Origin of the sequence: Enterococcus sp. DIV0806c (genome assembly GCF_051710905.1) — a bacterium.
Taxonomy (GTDB): Bacteria; Bacillota; Bacilli; order Lactobacillales; family Enterococcaceae; genus Enterococcus_B; species Enterococcus_B mundtii.
In genome coordinates this window covers 1,180,025-1,198,295 of record NZ_JBIOLO010000001.1, presented here as the reverse complement: position 1 = coordinate 1,198,295, position 18,271 = coordinate 1,180,025, and the positions used below count along the sequence as shown (strand labels likewise).

General features: G+C 37.7%; 19 protein-coding genes. 3 read left to right on the top strand and 16 right to left on the bottom strand.

Annotation, left to right across the window (positions count from 1 at the left end; translation table 11 throughout):
- Positions 1–126 precede the first annotated feature (126 nt).
- The 5 genes from dprA to IGK77_RS05665 all read right to left on the bottom strand — a co-directional run bounded on the left by dprA (position 127) and on the right by IGK77_RS05665 (position 4,975).
- Positions 127–984, bottom strand: a complete 858-nt coding sequence (gene dprA / locus IGK77_RS05685) for a DNA-processing protein DprA (protein WP_071866393.1) — start codon at positions 982–984, stop codon at positions 127–129.
- 55 nt (positions 985–1,039) lie between these two features.
- Positions 1,040–1,807, bottom strand: a complete 768-nt coding sequence (locus IGK77_RS05680; protein WP_074799738.1) for a ribonuclease HII — start codon at positions 1,805–1,807, stop codon at positions 1,040–1,042.
- Entirely contained in the window at positions 1,800–2,660 is an 861-nt protein-coding gene (gene ylqF / locus IGK77_RS05675; protein WP_074799739.1) for a ribosome biogenesis GTPase YlqF, read from the bottom strand. Before ylqF ends, IGK77_RS05680 begins: the two co-directional genes overlap by 8 nt.
- 120 nt (positions 2,661–2,780) lie before the next feature.
- Positions 2,781–3,557 carry a phosphotransferase gene (locus IGK77_RS05670; protein WP_074799740.1) on the bottom strand — a complete coding sequence of 259 codons (777 nt, stop codon included), beginning with the start codon at positions 3,555–3,557 and terminating at the stop codon, positions 2,781–2,783.
- 773 nt (positions 3,558–4,330) lie between these two features.
- The gene (locus IGK77_RS05665) at positions 4,331–4,975 is read right to left on the bottom strand and encodes a helix-turn-helix domain-containing protein (protein WP_074799741.1); all 645 of its coding nucleotides are present in this window, start codon (positions 4,973–4,975) and stop codon (positions 4,331–4,333) included.
- A 212-nt stretch (positions 4,976–5,187) separates the two neighbouring features.
- On the opposite strand from IGK77_RS05665, the gene IGK77_RS05660 reads away from it, so the two are divergent.
- From IGK77_RS05660 to IGK77_RS05650, 3 genes are all read left to right on the top strand, one after another.
- Positions 5,188–5,655, top strand: a complete 468-nt coding sequence (locus IGK77_RS05660) for a hypothetical protein (RefSeq protein WP_071866388.1) — start codon at positions 5,188–5,190, stop codon at positions 5,653–5,655.
- Between the two features lie 88 nt (positions 5,656–5,743).
- Positions 5,744–6,142 (top strand): VOC family protein, encoded by a 399-nt coding sequence (locus IGK77_RS05655; protein WP_071866387.1) that lies wholly within the window; start codon positions 5,744–5,746, stop codon positions 6,140–6,142.
- A 171-nt stretch (positions 6,143–6,313) separates the two neighbouring features.
- Entirely contained in the window at positions 6,314–7,609 is a 1,296-nt protein-coding gene (locus IGK77_RS05650) for an ISL3 family transposase (RefSeq protein WP_438713050.1), read from the top strand.
- 106 nt (positions 7,610–7,715) lie between these two features.
- Here the strand turns inward: IGK77_RS05650 and lepB are convergent, their stop codons facing one another.
- The 11 genes from lepB to IGK77_RS05595 all read right to left on the bottom strand — a co-directional run bounded on the left by lepB (position 7,716) and on the right by IGK77_RS05595 (position 18,170).
- Positions 7,716–8,267, bottom strand: a complete 552-nt coding sequence (lepB, locus tag IGK77_RS05645) for a signal peptidase I (RefSeq protein WP_071866386.1) — start codon at positions 8,265–8,267, stop codon at positions 7,716–7,718.
- Between the two features lie 250 nt (positions 8,268–8,517).
- Positions 8,518–8,745 (bottom strand): YozE family protein, encoded by a 228-nt coding sequence (locus IGK77_RS05640; protein ID WP_019723629.1) that lies wholly within the window; start codon positions 8,743–8,745, stop codon positions 8,518–8,520.
- Positions 8,742–9,260: a peptide-methionine (S)-S-oxide reductase MsrA gene (gene msrA, locus IGK77_RS05635; protein ID WP_071866384.1), complete on the bottom strand. Its 519-nt coding sequence runs from the start codon at positions 9,258–9,260 to the stop codon at positions 8,742–8,744. Before msrA ends, IGK77_RS05640 begins: the two co-directional genes overlap by 4 nt.
- A gap of 32 nt (positions 9,261–9,292) precedes the next feature.
- Positions 9,293–9,949, bottom strand: a complete 657-nt coding sequence (locus IGK77_RS05630; RefSeq protein WP_071866383.1) for a YpmS family protein — start codon at positions 9,947–9,949, stop codon at positions 9,293–9,295.
- Entirely contained in the window at positions 9,942–10,838 is an 897-nt protein-coding gene (locus IGK77_RS05625; RefSeq protein ID WP_074801148.1) for an SGNH/GDSL hydrolase family protein, read from the bottom strand. Before IGK77_RS05625 ends, IGK77_RS05630 begins: the two co-directional genes overlap by 8 nt.
- Positions 10,839–11,082: 244 nt before the next feature.
- Positions 11,083–11,925, bottom strand: coding sequence for a DegV family protein (locus IGK77_RS05620; RefSeq protein WP_071866381.1), 843 nt, complete (start codon positions 11,923–11,925; stop codon positions 11,083–11,085).
- A 265-nt stretch (positions 11,926–12,190) separates the two neighbouring features.
- Positions 12,191–12,703, bottom strand: a complete 513-nt coding sequence (locus tag IGK77_RS05615) for a dihydrofolate reductase (RefSeq protein WP_074801151.1) — start codon at positions 12,701–12,703, stop codon at positions 12,191–12,193.
- Positions 12,704–12,717: 14 nt separating this feature from the next.
- Positions 12,718–13,665: a thymidylate synthase gene (locus IGK77_RS05610; protein WP_074801154.1), complete on the bottom strand. Its 948-nt coding sequence runs from the start codon at positions 13,663–13,665 to the stop codon at positions 12,718–12,720.
- A 10-nt stretch (positions 13,666–13,675) separates the two neighbouring features.
- Positions 13,676–15,562, bottom strand: a complete 1,887-nt coding sequence (locus tag IGK77_RS05605) for an ABC-F family ATP-binding cassette domain-containing protein (protein WP_074801157.1) — start codon at positions 15,560–15,562, stop codon at positions 13,676–13,678.
- 223 nt (positions 15,563–15,785) lie between these two features.
- The gene (locus tag IGK77_RS05600; RefSeq protein WP_074801160.1) at positions 15,786–17,882 is read right to left on the bottom strand and encodes a cation:proton antiporter; all 2,097 of its coding nucleotides are present in this window, start codon (positions 17,880–17,882) and stop codon (positions 15,786–15,788) included.
- Between the two features lie 12 nt (positions 17,883–17,894).
- Entirely contained in the window at positions 17,895–18,170 is a 276-nt protein-coding gene (locus tag IGK77_RS05595; RefSeq protein ID WP_071866377.1) for a hypothetical protein, read from the bottom strand.
- Positions 18,171–18,271: the final 101 nt, after the last annotated feature.

Below are 18,271 nucleotides of genomic sequence, written 5' to 3'. Positions count from 1 at the left end.
TCCTGAATGGACTCCTTTCCATTTTCGGGTTCCTACTATATATATGTTACAAGGACTTTTACAAATCGTAGCTTATCATATCCATTCAGAAATCGTTTGTCAAGGAAAGCAATAATAAATCAATCGTTATGATTCCAATTCATTAAGGATATCTTGTCCTGAAAAGGTACATATCGCTCCATCTTGGATCAATTGGTGACAACCAGTGGATTGACCTGTCAAAATATTCCCAGGGACAGAAAAAATCGGACGTCCAATCTCTAAGCCTTGCTCTGCTGTGATCAATGAGCCGCTTTTTGCTTTTGCTTCAATCACACAGATTCCACTTGATAAAGCGGCAATCAGACGATTTCTCATAGGAAAATGAAATTTTTGTGGACCAACATCTGGTAAAAACTCACTTAATAAAAGATGATCTCTAGCAATCCCTCGTTGCAACTGCTGATTTTCTTTCGGATAACTATGATTGATCCCCGTACCGATCACTGCAATCGTTCTGCCTGAACAGCGGATCGCTACTTGATGCGCATAAGTGTCTACGCCTTTCGCACAGCCACTAACAACTATATAGTCTTGGTCAATCACAGGAGTGATCACTCGCTCTACGATTTTTCTCGCATAACCAGATGTTTGTCTACCACCAACGACAGCGATCATTTTTCGTTTCATCAGCGAAAGATCACCTCGATAAAATAATAAGATCGGGGGATTTGCCAAATGAAGCAATTGTGAAGGGTAGATTGGATCAAGAAAAGTTATGTATGGATTCTCTCCTATTCTGTTCCGCCAAGTATAGTTGATCTGGCTCCAATAGTCATAAAAACTTGCTCTAGAGCGATTGAAGTGCGAAACTGTCAACATATCATCAACCGACAACCATTCTTTCTTTTCACTCAATAGATGACGGATCACACGCCATTTTTGCTCTCCGCTCAGTCCTTTGACCAATGCCAACTTTGTAATAAATTCATTGTATATAACCATAAAGCGCCACCTTTTCTAATCTTTTTTATAAGATACGTGAAAAGTGGCGCATCGCTTATGATAAATATTGTTTGACTGGTGCAAAACTTTTACGATGGATTGGCGTGATGCCATGTTGTGCTAATCCTAAGAGGTGTTCCTTTGTTCCATAACCTGCATTCTTGGCAAAACCATAGCCAGGATATTGTAACTCGTATTCTTTCATCAAACGGTCACGATAGACTTTTGCAATGATACTGGCAGCAGCAATCGAAATTGAACGGGCATCTCCTTTGATCAATTTATTTTGTGCAATCGGCAGATCTAAAGTCATCGCATCGATCAATAAATACGTAGGCTCTGGTGTCAATTCTTTAACAGCTTCACACATCGCTAATTTACTTGCTTCGTAAATATTGACACGATCGATCGTCTGCTCATCGATCACACCAATCCCGATGGAGAGGGCTTTTTCTTGAATCTGTTCATACAGTTCTTCACGTTTTTTTTCAGATAATTGCTTGGAATCGTTCAATCCGTAAATCTCTACACCTTTAGGTAAAATAACAGCTGCGGATACTACAGGGCCAGCCAAGGGACCTCTTCCTACCTCGTCGATCCCTGCAATCATTTCATGTCCTTGAGCATATCCTTCATTTTCGTAGAAGGACATCGTCTCATATTTTTCACGAAGCAAAGCTTCCTTTGCTAAGCGTTTTTCAAAAGAGCCTAATGCTTGTTGGACACCTTTTCTTGTGTCTAATCTTAGTTGTGTGACTATCGGATCATCAAGCGTTGTGATTTGTTTCAGTTTTTCTTTGATACTCTGGATCGATTCACTCATGAGTAGTCTCTTCCATTTCTTCACAGCGATCTAAAGTATAGCGACCTAGTTTCCCTTGGCGAATATCAAAAACAACTACCTCGCTCCCACGGTCATAATCTTGTCGATACCCTCTCCGTTCCGTGATCGTCATCAATAACTCAGGTGCAACTTGTTGCTCTTCTTCTATTGATAATCCATAACGTTCGCTGATTTTATTAGGGTAGTAACGGGCAAAGAAATCTAAGCCGTAAATTGCTAGATCATCAAGGTGTACCAATTGGTCTTTGATTGCACCAGTCAAGGCTAGTTTTTTACCGATTTCTTCATCTTCAAACTTAGGCCATAAAATACCAGGTGTATCTAATAGTTCTAATTCACTTCCTAAACGAAGCCATTGTTGTCCTTTCGTTACCCCAGGCTTATTCCCTGTCTGTGCAATTTTTTTGCCCACTAAACGATTCATCAATGTCGATTTCCCTACATTAGGAATTCCTAGGACCATCGCGCGGATTGCTCGAGGTTTGATGCCACGAGCTGCGTCTCTTTCTCGTTTTTCTTTCAGTGCTTCTTTTGCCGCAGGGATCAACGCTTTGATTCCTTTACTTTCTTGAGCGGTGATTGCTAGGGCTTGATGTCCTTGATTTCTAAAGTATTGTTGCCATAATTTCGTTTGTTGCGGATCAGCTAGATCAGCTTTATTTAATAAAACAAGTCTTGGTTTTTGTTGGATAATTTGATCTAACATTGGATTACGTGAAGACAAAGGTAGTCGTGCATCAACTAACTCAAAGACGATATCAACATATTTCATCTTTTCTGAAACTTCACGTCTGGCCTTCGCCATATGTCCTGGGAACCATTGAATAGTCATTGGTGTTTCCTCCTCTAAAACTTAAAATCTAAAAATTTGCTCTTTTACTTATACAGTACTTGAATGAACTACACTTCTAGGAGTATACAAGAAAAAAACTAAAAATCAAACGGCTTATTCTCAAGTTTCTTCATTTTGCAACTTTCTAAGAATCTTTTTCTCATTATCGAGCAACCATTGACTATCTTGCTCGTATTTTTTTAGATGGCCCTCTTGAATATTTGCTTGAAAATTTGTTTCTCCGCGACTTGCTGCGTCAGTGATGAAATCTATCATATAAGAAAGTCGTCTGATCATCGTGGGGATCAAATCTGGATACGCAGACTCATTTAGTCTGTATGCTTCAACAAATTTTTTTAAACGATGACACGTTTCATCCGTGATCGGATCTCCTTGATTTGCCGCTAAAGGTACCCAGCGATAGGCGGCATAACTTACATCCCAGATTCTTGGTCCTGGTGTGATCGTGTCAAAATCAATGATACCAATGGCTAGACCATTTTCCGTTGTCACGTTGTATGGCGCAAAATCATTGTGACACATTACCTCATGCTCTCCGAATGAATGTAGCATCCACGGTTCTGTGCCACTTAAAGAAGTAAGGTATCCTTGATTCTGGTCGTGGAAGTTTCTTAACAATCGACCTGCTGAACAAATGGCACTGTCCGTCAACAATTGAGGGGGCAAAGGATAATCATAGACCTCACCTGCGAGATAAGATACCACTTCATTTCCTTTCTCATCATAGCCTAGTGGTTCTGGCACATAAGTTATACCTTGGTTCCTTAGGTAACTTAAAAATTTTTGGACCTCCTCCGACCAGACTTTCTTAGGACGAATCACCTGCTCTTCTTGGATCACTACACCGTCTCGTCCTTTTGGTTTCTTTTCGATCATCTAGCTCCTCACTTTCAACTCTTTTCTTCAGTTTATCATATTGATTCCACCTCATGTTCAAAAAATAGAAAGAGAGACATCCATTCAACAAGCAGGTTTCCATCTGTTAAAGTCAATCAAGGAGAATGTTTACTCTCCTAAAAATATTTACTATTGATCCAAGTCTTCATTTCATTCTTATCTCAGAAAGTGTAACGACAGAGGATGAGAGACTTTGGAGAAGAAAATCCATGCTTAATTTATGGGGAATTTGTTTAAGAAAGGTGAACTACAGAAGCTGCAATCAAGGAAGTGACTGATGGCGTGCTTATTGCAAGTCAAAATATGCTTATTCAGACCATACAATGGACAAAAATATTTGATGAGGATGGAATACCTTAATCATGATAAAATACTTTGTCCGATCTACTCACAAGAGGAATACTTCATGTTTTTGATTCCTAGTCGATCTTTTAACGTACGTCATGAGTCAGTTTTTGAAAAAGTCAAACGATCAATCAGCCCATGATAGAAAGAAATCAATGTAAAAAAGAACTTGCATAGTAAAGAAAAAAAGCAAGCTCCGTAAAACAATCGACTAAACGATTCGTTCCATGAAGCTTACTTTTTTAACCTGATCCAACTCGAAGTATACAGCTCGTTGACAAGAAGATTCACCTGATTTCTAAAAGTTTTTTAGAAGATTTTTATTTTGCCATAATGACCTTTACTACCGATAGAACACCTTCATTTGTCCTCATACAGCTATTTTTGAATACTTCTTGCAATACGCTTTATTTTTTATAATTCACACTAATTTTATTCACTTTTGAAAACATATCTAAATCTACTTCAATCAGTCCATCATGGACTAATTTCCGCTGATTGACATCAGAATTAGCAGTCTTATATATATCAAGATTTACAAATCCTTTTTGATTACTTCCGTCGACATAGTAGCCAACATATTCACTGTCTTTAGGTATAGTAAAAAGAATAGTCATTTTCTTGTCTTTGAGAGTAATATCTTTGATATCTTCTTTGTTAAAGAGCGCTACATCTTCTGAATGGGCGTTTTCAACTGCATTCAAGACAATCGTCGGTTGATTAGAAAATGAAAAAAATAAAATTGACATGACTAAAACAATCGAACACAGTGCTACTACAAAAAACAATTTCCCTCGCTTTTTTTTCTGATTCACCTCAATTTCTTTAGTAGTATCAATCATCGTGTCAGTCATAGTAGAATTTTCCAATAGTTCGTCTAAAGACACACCTAAGCTTGTCGATATTTCCACTAGTGTATGTATGTCTGGGTAATTTCTGCCGATTTCCCAATTAGAAATAGCTGAACGACTAACATTTAATCTCTTTGCCAATTCTTCCTGTGTAATTCCTGCTTGATGCCTTTTTTCTTTTAATATTTTACCAAAATCCACAACATCGCCTCCTTATTCTATCTCTCATTATAACCATTTCATAAAAGAACTTAAAAGCGAATTATTGAAACGAATCGATATATTTCTTATTATTCGATGTCACAATCTGTGACACCTTGTAAAACAAGGATTCTTGCTATTGAAAATGTGAAACAAAACACTTATTATCAAGAGGTGAACGTTCACTAAAAAATAACAAAAAAGGAGTACTTATGAAAAAATTATTTATGTTCTCTACTATTTTCTTATTATTTGGTTTGTCCATTCCACAACAGTCAGTAGATGCAGATCAATTAAGTGTTGAAGCCACAAATACAGAATCAAGTTTAATCAACTTGACCCCTTCGTTGGTCAGAGGAGCCAATGTGCCAACGGCAAACTGGAACGTAGCTTCGTCAGGACGTTGTTCAATATCTGGCACTTATAGTGGCAAATATTATTTATATTCTAACTACAATATATTAGGAAAAAATACGTATAATTATTCCTTCCACAATCAAGGTCGCGGAACCTTAGAAATTCGAATGAGAAATTCTGCCAATCATGCCGTCTTAAAAACACACTTCGTTCCAGCTGGCTCTACGATTTCTAGTACTCTTAGTATGACAGATCAAAGTTCAAGATTTTATTACGAATTTTATAGTACTGTTGATTATACTTTTAGCGGATACGTCCAATAAAATAAAAAATTCTTCCCCAAGTTAAATACTTTGACAACGCTTACCGACGAGCGCATGATAGAGGAAAATTGAAAGGAGCTGTAGCAAGATGAACACAATGGTTTTTGTCAATTTCCCTGTGCAAGATGTTGGTCGCTCGGTCGAATTCTATACAAAATTAGGATTCAAACAAAATAAAGAATTTTCGACTGAAGAAGCAAGCGCGATGGTTTGGGATGACACATTTTGGGTGATGCTCTTGACACATGACTTTTACAAAAAATTCTTAAAAGACAAAGAAATCGCTGACACAAAAAAAATGAGCGGTGCACTGATTGCTTTTAGTTTAGCAAATGCTGCTGAAGTCAAACGTTTTGGTGAAATTGCAAAAGAAAATGGTGGTAGCTACCATACAGTCGATATGGGAATACCGGAAGAAGAAATGTATTCTCTTGAAGTACAAGATCCTGATGGAAATACATTGGAACCAATGTGGATGAAAATATAATCAAAAAAGAAGACTTTCCAACATATAGTTATTGGGGCTCTATAATTTATGGGACTGATGAATCAAAATTGATTCTTCAGTCCCATTTTCATTTTAGGTATTAAAAAACATATCGTTCTCTAGTATGATTAAATCACCACAAAATAAACAACTGAGAGGACGATATGCTATATGAATGATTCTATCAAAAAAATGCTGAGATTAATAGATAAAGATTTGATGATTACTAAGATCTCTTACGAGATCTTTCATAAGGAAAAGACATTGGTCATTAATGCCATTCTCTCACCTGATCCTCGTACCTGTAGAAGTTGTGGTTCTACTGTGGTAGATGGAAACGGGAAAGCAATTGTCGTGAAAAATGGGAAGAAGGAAATCATTGTCCGCTTTGAACAATACAATCATATGCCAATGGTTATGCGCTTAAAAAAGCAACGCTATACCTGTAAAAACTGTCGAACCCATTGGACTGCTCAAAGCTATTTTGTCCGCCCAAGACATTCAATTGCGGATCATGTCAGATATAAAATTGCTTCTTTACTGACTGAAAAAGTCTCTTTATCTTTTATTGCGAAAAGCTGTCAGGTATCTTTGACTACCGTTATTCGTACATTGAAAGAGTTTAAAAGCTATTTACCAAAGCCCACTAAGAGGATTCTCCCCAAAGTATTGATGGTTGATGAATTTCGTTCGCACACTTCCATAGAAGATAAAATGAGCTTTATTTGCGCAGATGGAGAAACAGGTAATTTAATTGATATCTTACCTACGCGTAAATTACCTCGATTAACAAACTATTTCTTGGGCTGCATCAATCCAGAAGAAGTAAAATTCTTAGTCACAGACATGAACGCCGCCTACTTCCAGCTTACCAAACGCGTTCTGCCAAATGCGAAAGTAGTGATTGATCGGTTTCATATTGTCAAACACATGAATCAAGCTTTCAATGAGTTGCGTATCCGTGAAATGAATGAACTGCGTAAAGCAGGACAGAAAAGCCATGCAGAAAAACTGAAAAAGAACTGGCGCTTTCTGCTAAAAAATCGTGCAAACATTAACCACTATGAGTATAAAACATGGAAAAGTTTCCGAGCACCTAAATACCCATTTCTTACTGAAGCAATGATGATTGATCGATTGCTTAGCTTTTCTACGCCCCTAAAGGAGGCATATCCCTTTTTCCATGAATTAGTTGAAGCTTTTCGAGACAAAGACCCTGACTTGTTTTTCTCCTTATTGGCAGAACTTCCCGAAACGTTAGATGACGGCTTTCGTGAGAAACTTCAAAACCTTCTGACCTACGAAGAAGGCATCGCCAATGCGATGATTTATCCTTACTCCAATGGAAAAATAGAAGCAAAGAATACCCACATAAAAACGATGAAACGAGTATCCTACGGTTTTAGATCATTTGAGAACATGAAAATTAGAATCTTTTTGACCAATCGATTAATCAATGTTAGATAACAAAAAATCTGAGCCAGAATGAGGTTCATTCTGACCCAGATTTAATTTTTCGCAACTCATCAGTCCTTATTGACAAAGAGCCGTTATTGGAGAGTCTTCTTTTATTTTATCTGATCCATTTGATTTCATTCAATGGGTAATACACAAATCTCGCTTTTCCTAAAATTTCATCTCTAGATATTGTTCCAAATGAACGACTATCTTTTGACACACGGCGATTATCCCCCAAAACAAAATAGCTATCTTCAGGTAATTCTGTATATCCTGTCAACTCTTCCAAGGTAAAATCGGTAGTATAAGGTGCATTTTCGTGGTCCGAACGGATATTTTTACTTAAATAAGGTTCTTCGATTAGTTGGTCGTTGATTTTTAGTTGATCCTTTTCATAACTAATGGTTTCTCCCGGTAAACCAATGACTCTTTTGATATAGATGGTTCCATCTGAAAGTTGGAAAACGACCACATCAAATCGTCTGATTTCAGAGAATTTTTCCATAACGACCATATCCCCTTGTTTAAGGACATTCTCCATCGAGTTCCCTTCCACTGGTACTGGGATCAATATAAATCCTCGTAAAATAAATGCAATCACTATGGAACAAAGTAAAAATTTAATAAATAACCAAAAACGGTCAATATAAAGCTGCTTTTTTGTCAAAGCCCATCAATCCATCCCTCGTAAAATCTTAACCTATTACCCTCATTATATAGAATAACTACAGAAAAAGCGAATGGTTCAATGATCATTTACAGATAGGTGCGAAAAAAGACGGACAAACGTACTATGTTTTAGAAATAATTGAATAGTCCAAAATCACTCGACCAAATAGGGCTATTCAAAAATATTGCCAAAGCAGTACTTGTCTCGTCTTTTTTTAAGTCATACTCTTCATACCAAATTCCATTGATCAGGCGAGATGATTATTCTCTAAATAATGATCCCAAGCCGTATCAAAGATATCCATAGAGGGCAAATAATCAACATTCATTTCTAAATAATCAGAAATTTCTTCATAACTTGTACTATGTTTCGGAAACTGGATATCTTTTCCAGCTTCGGTTGCAAAAGTTGATAACGCATCAGAAGATTTCCCTCCACGAAGAGTCATCAGATAGTGATAGAAGCTGCGATTCATTGATTTCCCTCCCAATTGGCAGCAATAAATGCTGCACGACGCGCATGATTACGCTCAAAGTTCTCAGGATTTTTTTTGTAGTAATCTTGATGCTCATCTTCTGCTAAATAAAAGGTCTCCGCTGGCTCGATCGTCGTAACGATAGGGTCAATAAAGCGACCACTTGCTGCAAGTTGTTGTTTGCTTTTTTCAGCTTTTTGACGTTGTTCTTCTGTAGTATAAAAAATCACAGGTCGGTAATTATCGCCTCGATCTTCAAATTGACCAAAAGCGTCTGTAGGGTCCGTTTGTTGCCAATAAAGCTCAAGTAATGCTTCGTATGAGATCAATTCAGGATCATACAAGATTTCTACTGCTTCAGTATGTCCTGTTGTTTTGGCCTTCACTTGTTCGTACGTTGGATTTGGTACATGCCCACCAGTATAACCGGACATGATCGTGTGGATGCCTGGTAATGTATCAAAAGGCTGGATCATACACCAAAAACATCCTCCTGCAAATATTGCTCGTTCCATCATTGATTCCTCCCTTACTCTCGAGATATCACTTAATTAGTACTAGATTCGGTCGTTTCTTCCGTCGTCGAGGAATCTTTTGGTAAATACAAACTAAAGCGAATATCGTCGTTGACTAAATCAATTTTGTCCGCTTTGATGTACATTCCATTTTGCATACGGAATTGATCTAATCGTAACATGATCGTTAAATCCTCTGTATTGATCTCGATCCATTCAGGTAGTTTGTAATTTCGCTTGATCATGTTCATCACATCTCTGATCGGCAGATTCAATGTACCGATCGATAGACTTTTTGCTTTTAACTGAACATTGCCATTTTCCATTACATACGGATCAAAATACAAGTAAAAGTCGATAGGGAATCCTAACACTTCAAACGTACCATTAAGCAATGCTTCATTTTCTAAATAAAATTTATACTTGATATCTTGTCCTTCTTGGAAATCTGTCAAGAAAAAGCTGATCAGTTGGTTGACTTTTTCTTTTTGAGTATTGATCGTCAATACCGGGTCGCCTTGTCTTTCTGTAATCGCTGGTACTTCTGGCAAATCAGGTTCACGATTGGCGAATATCCGCGTACCTAAGAAAATCGTCGAACCAATGATCAGGCCTAATAAAATCAGAAAGGCGTATTTCCAATAGTTATGCCTTTTGTTTTTTTCAACTGTTGAACTTCGTTTATCCATCCTTGTTTCCCTCCTTGACCAGCCATTTTTCATGCGTTTCGATCAATTGATCTCTCACAGCATTAGCCATCAATTGATAGCCTAAGTTATTAGGATGAAAATGATCTTCTTCATATAACACATTATTTTTCGTCCCGTTCGAACTATCACTAGAAGTTGACTGATCAGAAGCTTCAGTAATTCCGACCTCTTGATTTAATCCTTGGTACAATAGATCATTGATCGGGATAAAATAGCTATTTTCTGCTTCATTTACTACTTGCTGTGTTCCTTCATTCCAGTTATCCACAATCGTTTGCATATCCGTGATCTCAGGGAAGTTCAAATAAAATGGATTGTAGATCCCTAAAATATAGATAGGTACCTCTTTATTTAACCCTCGTATCTCTTCAATGATTGCTTGGACATTTTCTTGATAATTCTTGATTGGTTTATTGAATGAACGAATACTGATACCAAAAAGATTATTTTGGATCACTTTCATTAAATCATTCCCACCAACAGTCAATGTAATAATGTCTGCGGTTTCGATATTCTTTTGGATTTCTTCATTTTTTTTCAATCTTTTTAATATTTGATCACTTCGTTCGCCATTTACACCGTAGTTTTCAATTTCAATGGCTGTCAAACCATATCTGTCTTTTATGTCATTTGCGACTAACGGAACAAAACCACCTTGTTTCGTCTGGTCGCCTACTCCTTCAGTTAATGAATCGCCAATTGCTACATAGTGTAACTTTTCTTTTTGATTGCTTTCAGAAGTAACCGACGCTGCCGGTTTTAACAAAGGCTGTGCTTTCGGCACACTCAAAGAGAGTCCGACAAAGAGAAAAACTGCAGTGAATAAAGGGATCAAAACAATCAACCACTGTTGTTTCATTCGTTTCATTGTTTCACCTCTAGACCATGATTGTTTCTTATATTACCAAAATTCCGATTAAAAAAATAGCCCTTTTCTGAAAAAAAGAAAGAGGCTGTTTCTCATCTGCTAAAGGAAGTGGAGCATCTCAAAATGTCTTTTCCTCCTCACTTCCTTATGCTAGTAGCACTTGAACGAATAAAAAGACAGATCACAAAGAACACGTCTATTGGTCTTCACATGATCTATCTTTCTATTTCTTATTTTACATTCATCAATCGGTATAATACATGATTGCAAAAGCATTTTCCCCTGTATGGGTAGCAATCACTGGATTTGTATGCAATACTGGGATGTCCATATCGGGAAACAATTGTTTCAAGCCTTCTTCAAACTCTCGAGCAAGCTCTGTCGCACCTGCATGTGAGATACCGATCTGACGAACGTTCGGTAGAGCCTTCAGTTCTTTCTTCAAGCTATCGAACCACTTGTCGAAAGTCTTTTTCCCACGACCTTTTGTGACAGGAATCAGCTCTGAATGAGCAAAGTTCATCACCACACGAATGTTCAACATACTTGATAGTAAACCAGTTGCACGACTGATTCTCCCACCTTTTACTAAGTTATCCAATGTGGAGATACCGATATAAAGTTTTGTATTATTTTTGATCTTCTCGATTTCAGCAAGGATCTCTTCTGCTGATTTACCTTCTTTGGCCATTTCAGCCGCACGAATCACTTGGAAAGATAAACCTTGGTCAGTCGTATCACTATCAATGACTGTGACGTTTGTTTTCGTTAGGTTGCTTGCTTGTCTTGCAGCTTCAACCGTTCCACTTAACCCTTTCGTCATATGGATGGAAATCACTTCACTACCATCTTGGCCTAATTCATCATACGTTGAAATGAATTCGCCGATCGGCGGTTGACTTGTTTTAGGTAATGCTTTTGATTTAGCCATCATTTCCATGAATTTCTCTCCGCCTAGTTGATCGTCATCAGGATATACAACGCCATCGATCATAATTGATAATGGCATAACATGAATATTCAAATGATCTCGTACTGCTTTTTCCATTGTACAAGAAGAATCTGTTACTATTTTTACGTTTGTCATTATTTCACACTCTTTCTTTCACAAAGTGCCTAGCATTTTTCAGGCAGGTCCACTTTCAGTATACCAAAGAACTTCTGTTTTTTCATCAAATTCAGTTATAAACAAGTTTAAAATAAATTGTTTGTTATGATAACATGATTCTATTCAGTTTTCTTTATCTATTCTACTTTTTTTGATGGAACGACAAAATAAGCGGAAGAAACCTGAATGATAAAAAAATCCATTTCGGTTTCTTCCGCTTTAAATCTATAGGTTCAACGAGACATTATATCTCTTCGGTTGTATGTTCTTCTTTACGTTTATACGTCTCAAACTGATGTGCATAACTATTTTTTTCATCTATTTCTCCCGGACTGATATTGATCAATGACCATGCTTGCCAGTCTACAGCAGGAAAATACGTATCTCCTTCGAAAGAATGATGGATCACCGTACGATACAAAATCGTGCAGTAAGGTAAAAATTCTTCATAGATTGCTGACCCTCCAGCAACAAATAAAATTCCATCTGCTTCTTTTTCATACGCTAATACTTCATTGACATCATGCATCACTATTACGCCCTCGGCTGTAAACTCACGGTCTCTTGTCAAAACAATCGTTTTACGATTAGGTAGTGGCTTACCGCCCATCCCCATAAATGTTTTTCGTCCCATGATCAATACATTCGCTTCAGTCATTTGCTTAAAAAATTTCAAATCATTCGGCAAATGCCAAGGAAGTCTATCTTCTTTTCCGATCAGGCCATTTTCATCTTGTGCCCAGATTGCAGCGAACATTTTCTCATCCTTTCTTAGACCGCGATAGGTGCCTTTATTGAAGGATGCGGCTCATATCCTTCAACTTTGATATCATCCATTTCAAAATCAAACACAGAGTTTTTTTCTGTATTCAATACTAGCTTCGGAAATGGACGAACTTCACGAGACAATTGTTCTTTCATTTGCTCTACGTGATTGGAGTAAAGATGCGCATCGCCTAAAGTATGGATAAATTCACCAACTTCTAATCCAGTTTCATGTGCAATCAGATGTGTCAATAAAGCATAGCTAGCAATATTGAATGGGACACCTAAAAACACGTCAGCACTTCTTTGATACAGCTGACAACTTAGTTTATTGTCATTTACATAGAATTGAAACATCGTGTGGCAAGGAGGTAAAGCCATACTTGGCACATCTTCTGGATTCCATGCTGAGACGATCAGTCGTCTTGAATCAGGTGTCTGCTTGATAGCATCGATCACTTCTTTGATTTGATCGATGAAACTACCTTCTTTGGTTTCCCAATGACGCCATTGATAGCCATAAATATGACCAAGATCTCCATGTTTTTCTGCAAATTCTTCATCTGCCACTATCTTTTCACAGAATTTCTTGCTTTCTTCTTGATAGACTTTATTGAATTCTGGATCAGTCAAACTACGATGTCCGAAATCTGTCATATCCGGTCCTTGATAGTCCTCACTTTTGATATACCGTTCAAATGCCCATTCATCCCAAATATGGTTATTATTTTGTAAAAGATAACGGATATTCGTATCTCCTTTTAAAAACCATAATAATTCGCTTTTGATCAAACCAAAAGGTACACGTTTTGTCGTCAATAACGGAAAGCCTTTTTGCAGGTCAAATCGCATTTGATAACCGAATAAACTAAATGTTCCTGTTCCCGTACGATCACCTTTTACATGTCCTTCAGATAACAACTTTTTCCCTAGATCAAGATATGCTTGCTCCATCTTTTCCCTCCTAATTATCTGCCCATTCACTTAAATATTCCCAACGTGACATTTTTTCTTCCAGCAGTTCCTCAGTTGTGGTCACTTCTTTTTGTAATTCTTGCAATCGTGTGAAATCATCCCCTTGATGGTTCATCTCCTCTTGCAATTCATCCAAACGATTCTCTAGTTCCGCAATCTCATCTTCGATTGTTGCCCATTCTTTCTGTTCCATATAAGAAAGCTTTTTCTTTGGCTCAGATTTTTTTTCTTCTATCTTAACTTTGACTTTTTCTGGTTGAATCTGTTGATCTTCTTTGCGTTTGGCTAAATAGCTAGACATATCGCCATAATAAAGCTCTTGTTTGCCATCTCCTAGAAAAACTAACAGTTTATCAACTACCTTATCTAAGAAATAACGGTCATGAGAAACGGTGATCACCGCTCCAGGGAAGGTTCGGAAATAATCTTCCAAGATCGTTAAAGTAGCGATATCTAAGTCATTGGTTGGCTCATCCAGCAATAGAACATTTGGTTGCTGGATCAATAATTTGAGTAAATATAAACGACGCTTTTCCCCACCAGATAGTTTACGGATCAGTGTTCCGTGCATAAATCTAGGAAACAAGAACCGCTCCAAAAGTTCGGCGACACCGATTTGCGTTCCATCCGCCGTTTGGACTTCTTCTGCCGCTTCTTGCAGATAAGCAATCATTCGTTTGTCCGGAGACATTTTTTCATTTTCCTGTGTATAGTAAGCTAATCGAACAGTTTCGCCAATCGTATAGATGCCACTATCTAAGGATAATTTCCCTGCTAAGATATTTAACAACGTTGACTTTCCAGCACCGTTCTCTCCAGTGATTCCTAGACGCTCTCTTGATTGGATCAATAGATCCAAGTGTTGGAGCAAAGGTTTTCCTTCAATCGAATACGAGCCATCCTTGATCTCGATCACTTTTTTACCTAAACGTTGTGTCGCGATATTTAGTTCGATATCCGTATCATGATTGACTTGATATACGTTTTCTTTTAAATCTTCAAAGCGATTGATACGTGCTTGCTGTTTCGTCCCACGAGCTTGTACTCCCGCTCGCATCCAAGAAAGCTCCTGCTTATACAGGCGTTTACGCTTTTCTTCTTGTTCGACTTCGACACGATCTCTCTCGGCTTTTTCAATTAGATAAGCTTCATAATTGCCTTTATATTCATAAAGATTCCCAAAGGCAAGTTCAAAGATCCGATTCGTGACACGATCTAAGAAATAACGATCATGGGTCACCATCAATAAGGCACCCCGATATTGTTTCAAGTAAGATTCCAACCATTCGATCGCTGCATAATCTAAGTGGTTTGTCGGCTCATCAAGTAATAAAAGATCAGGTTCATCGATCAAAACCTGTGCTAAGCTCACACGTTTTTTTTGTCCACCCGAAAGCTCACCGATTTTCTTTTCTAGTTGGCTGATCCCTAATTTTTGCAAAATGATCTTGGCATTTGTATCCGTCGTCCAAGCGTCCTCTTTATTCATTCGCTCTTCTGCCAATGCATAGCGTTTTTGGACTGCTTCATCATCGCCATTTTCAGCTAATGCAATCAAGGCTTCCTCATAGAGTCGTACAGTCTGGATCAATGGACTATTCCCTTGAAAAACAGCTTGTAAGACCGTATCATTTTCTGAAAATGAATCGGTTTGTGATAAATAACCGATACGGTAATCATTCGGATAAAAAACTGTCTGCTGATCACCATCTCCACTGTCAAGTCCAGCAATGATATTCAAAAGACTTGTTTTACCAGTTCCATTAGTACCAATCAAACCGATGCGATCATGTTCATGGATCAAAAAGGAGATCTGATTAAATAATTCTTTTTCTCCATATGTTTTTTTGAGGTCAGTTATTTTTAGCTCTTTCACCAGTACTCCCCCCTTATCTTGGATATTGTAACATAAAACAATTGTTTAAAAGATAGTTTTTTTCGAATATTCTTTTTTTTTAGGTAGCATTGCAGATACGTATTCTCTCATTTCATATAACTGAATATCCAGGATTCACAAACCTGACTTCCAGGATAAACTTAATTATTAAGGTTAAACGACTTCTGTCACAACACCATAAAAAAAGAGGAGCTGTGCTTTGTCACAACTTCCTCTTTTGGTCTTGTTTCAATTGAAATTTCTTTGCTTTCGCTTGGAAAGCAAAGCGAAATGAAAAGCGATCTGTCGGCTGATTCATTGTATAGGACTCCAACAGGTTGATATTTCTTCTGTATTGATTTGCAGAAAAAGTCGTGATTGCTTCTGCTACTTCATATTCATCAATGACTTTTCTTTCTAAATAATAACCTCTTAGCATTTTTTTCGTAAATAAACGATCTTGCTGGATCATCCAAGAGGAAATCAGATTACCACTCATCATCCGAATCCCTTGAGCTTTGCGTTGTTCAATGAAGAATCCAATCATCGATTCATCATAAACATCCGTTAGATTCTCCAAACTTTCAATGATCAACTGAGTATTCTTTTGATACGTCTCTCGAATTTCTTGAATATCTTTCTCAGAAATCATGGTTTGGCGATCACTTTGCCGTCGTTGCCAAAACATTTTTGGATGGAGAATGATCCGCATCAGTCGACGTACTACGATGAACCAAAAACCAATGAATGATAAAATTTGACTTGTGATCGACTGTTCAAAGTTAGCCAGGAATCTTGAATAAAAACGATAGCCATTAGAAGACAGCTTCCCAGAACGATATCTTTCATCCAAGCCATCTCGCTCAATCGATAAAATCAACGCTTGGATTTCTTGGACTTCTTGCTTTTCATCGCCACTCAAATCAGATAAATAGAGCTCACTGATTCTTTCTTGGTAAGTCTCAATCACCGCTTCTATCGCTAAATAAGCTTTTGATCCTGATTCTTCCGCTTCTTTTTCTAAGCGCAGTGTTTCAATCACTTCTTCCAAGATCATCAAAGCTTTTAAATCAGTTGTCGCTGCTTCTTCTGTTTCAGTCAACATTGGCAATACAATGATCCCGATAATCAACGTGACTAGAATAACACCTGCGGTCAAAAACAGGAGTAATGAACGCTGATTGAATGCCATTTGGTTGATCGTGAATGGTAAAATAAAAATAGTCGCTAAACTGACGGTTCCTTTTACGCCTCCAAATGTTAAGATCAACACTTCATTCAGTTGTTTCTTAAGACTTTGGAAACCGCCCTTGAATATATAAAACAAGCTGATTGAAACGAAGCGAATGACGAACAGCATGATCGAAATCAATAAGATAATCATTAGCAACAAACTATTCGGATATAAACCGTCACCCCAAACAGGTGTAAAGACTTGTGTCAGTTCGATTCCTAAAAATATAAATACCAGTGCATTCAATGTGAAGGCAATCGTTGTCCATGTACTATTCGACAAAGTTGACAACTCCGCATCAAAGACTGAGATTTTTTTAAATCCTGAGGCTTGTAATACCCCTGCAACCACAGCTGCAATAATTCCTGAAACATGAAAGACTTCGGCTAAAACATATGCTAAGAAAGGCAATAACAATTCAATCAACAAGTAGCCTGTCACGTCACGTGCCGACGCTTTCTCAATCAGACCAATAATTTTTCTTTTCATCCAGACAAGTAAAAAGCCGACGACTGCCCCGCCAATACTTGATAAAATCAATGTAACGCCTGCGTTGACCGCAGAAAACGTTCCAGTGATCAAAGCGGCTAAGGCAAATTGGAAGGCTGTAACGCCAGATGCATCATTCAGTAACCCTTCACCTTCCAAAATATGCATGGCTTTTTTCGGAATGTTCACACGATTGGACAGCGAACTGACTGCCACCGCATCTGTCGGACCTAGTGCTGCACCAAAAGCGAAACACGCGGCTAAAGGGACACTTGGTAACAGAAACGATAACGTTGCTCCGACGCCAATCAAAGTCAAGATCACCCCACCAAAAGCGAGAAACAATATCGTATCGAAATTTTTCAAAATCGAGGCGATATCCGCTTTTTCTCCTTCTCTAAAAAGCAAAGGGGCAATGATCATCACTAAAAATAATTCAGGTTCAAAATTGATGGATTCACCCCATTCGGTCAATCCTAAAATCACGCCAAGAAATATTTGGATCAGTGGTGCAGGGATCATCGGCAAGATACGACTTGCTATGTTGGATAGCGTGATCGTGACTGCAAAAACAATCACTAACTCTGCAAATTCCATGCTTGATCCCCTTTATTTTTTATTTTGTGCAAGAACTTTCAAATATTGCTCTTTTTTCTTTAATATTTTGTTTTCAACAACTTCCGCTTGGGTCACTCGACCATCTAACTCACATTGCACACGTTTTGATTCTAAACGGAGCAATTCGTGTTTCAAGCGTCCCAATTGACGATACATCAAGATATTTCTTTTACGCAACTTACATAAGATTTGACGACGATCTTCCATTGAAAAAGTACCATAGTGTTCAACCAGTCGTTTCTTTTGTTCTTCAAAACTCTCTCTCATTTTCAAGATCTCCTATATTCAAACTGCACCAATTATAGCAAAAAGTTCTAAGAATGCAACTAAAACCTTTTTACTTTTACAGTGAAGTGTTTGTTTCAATC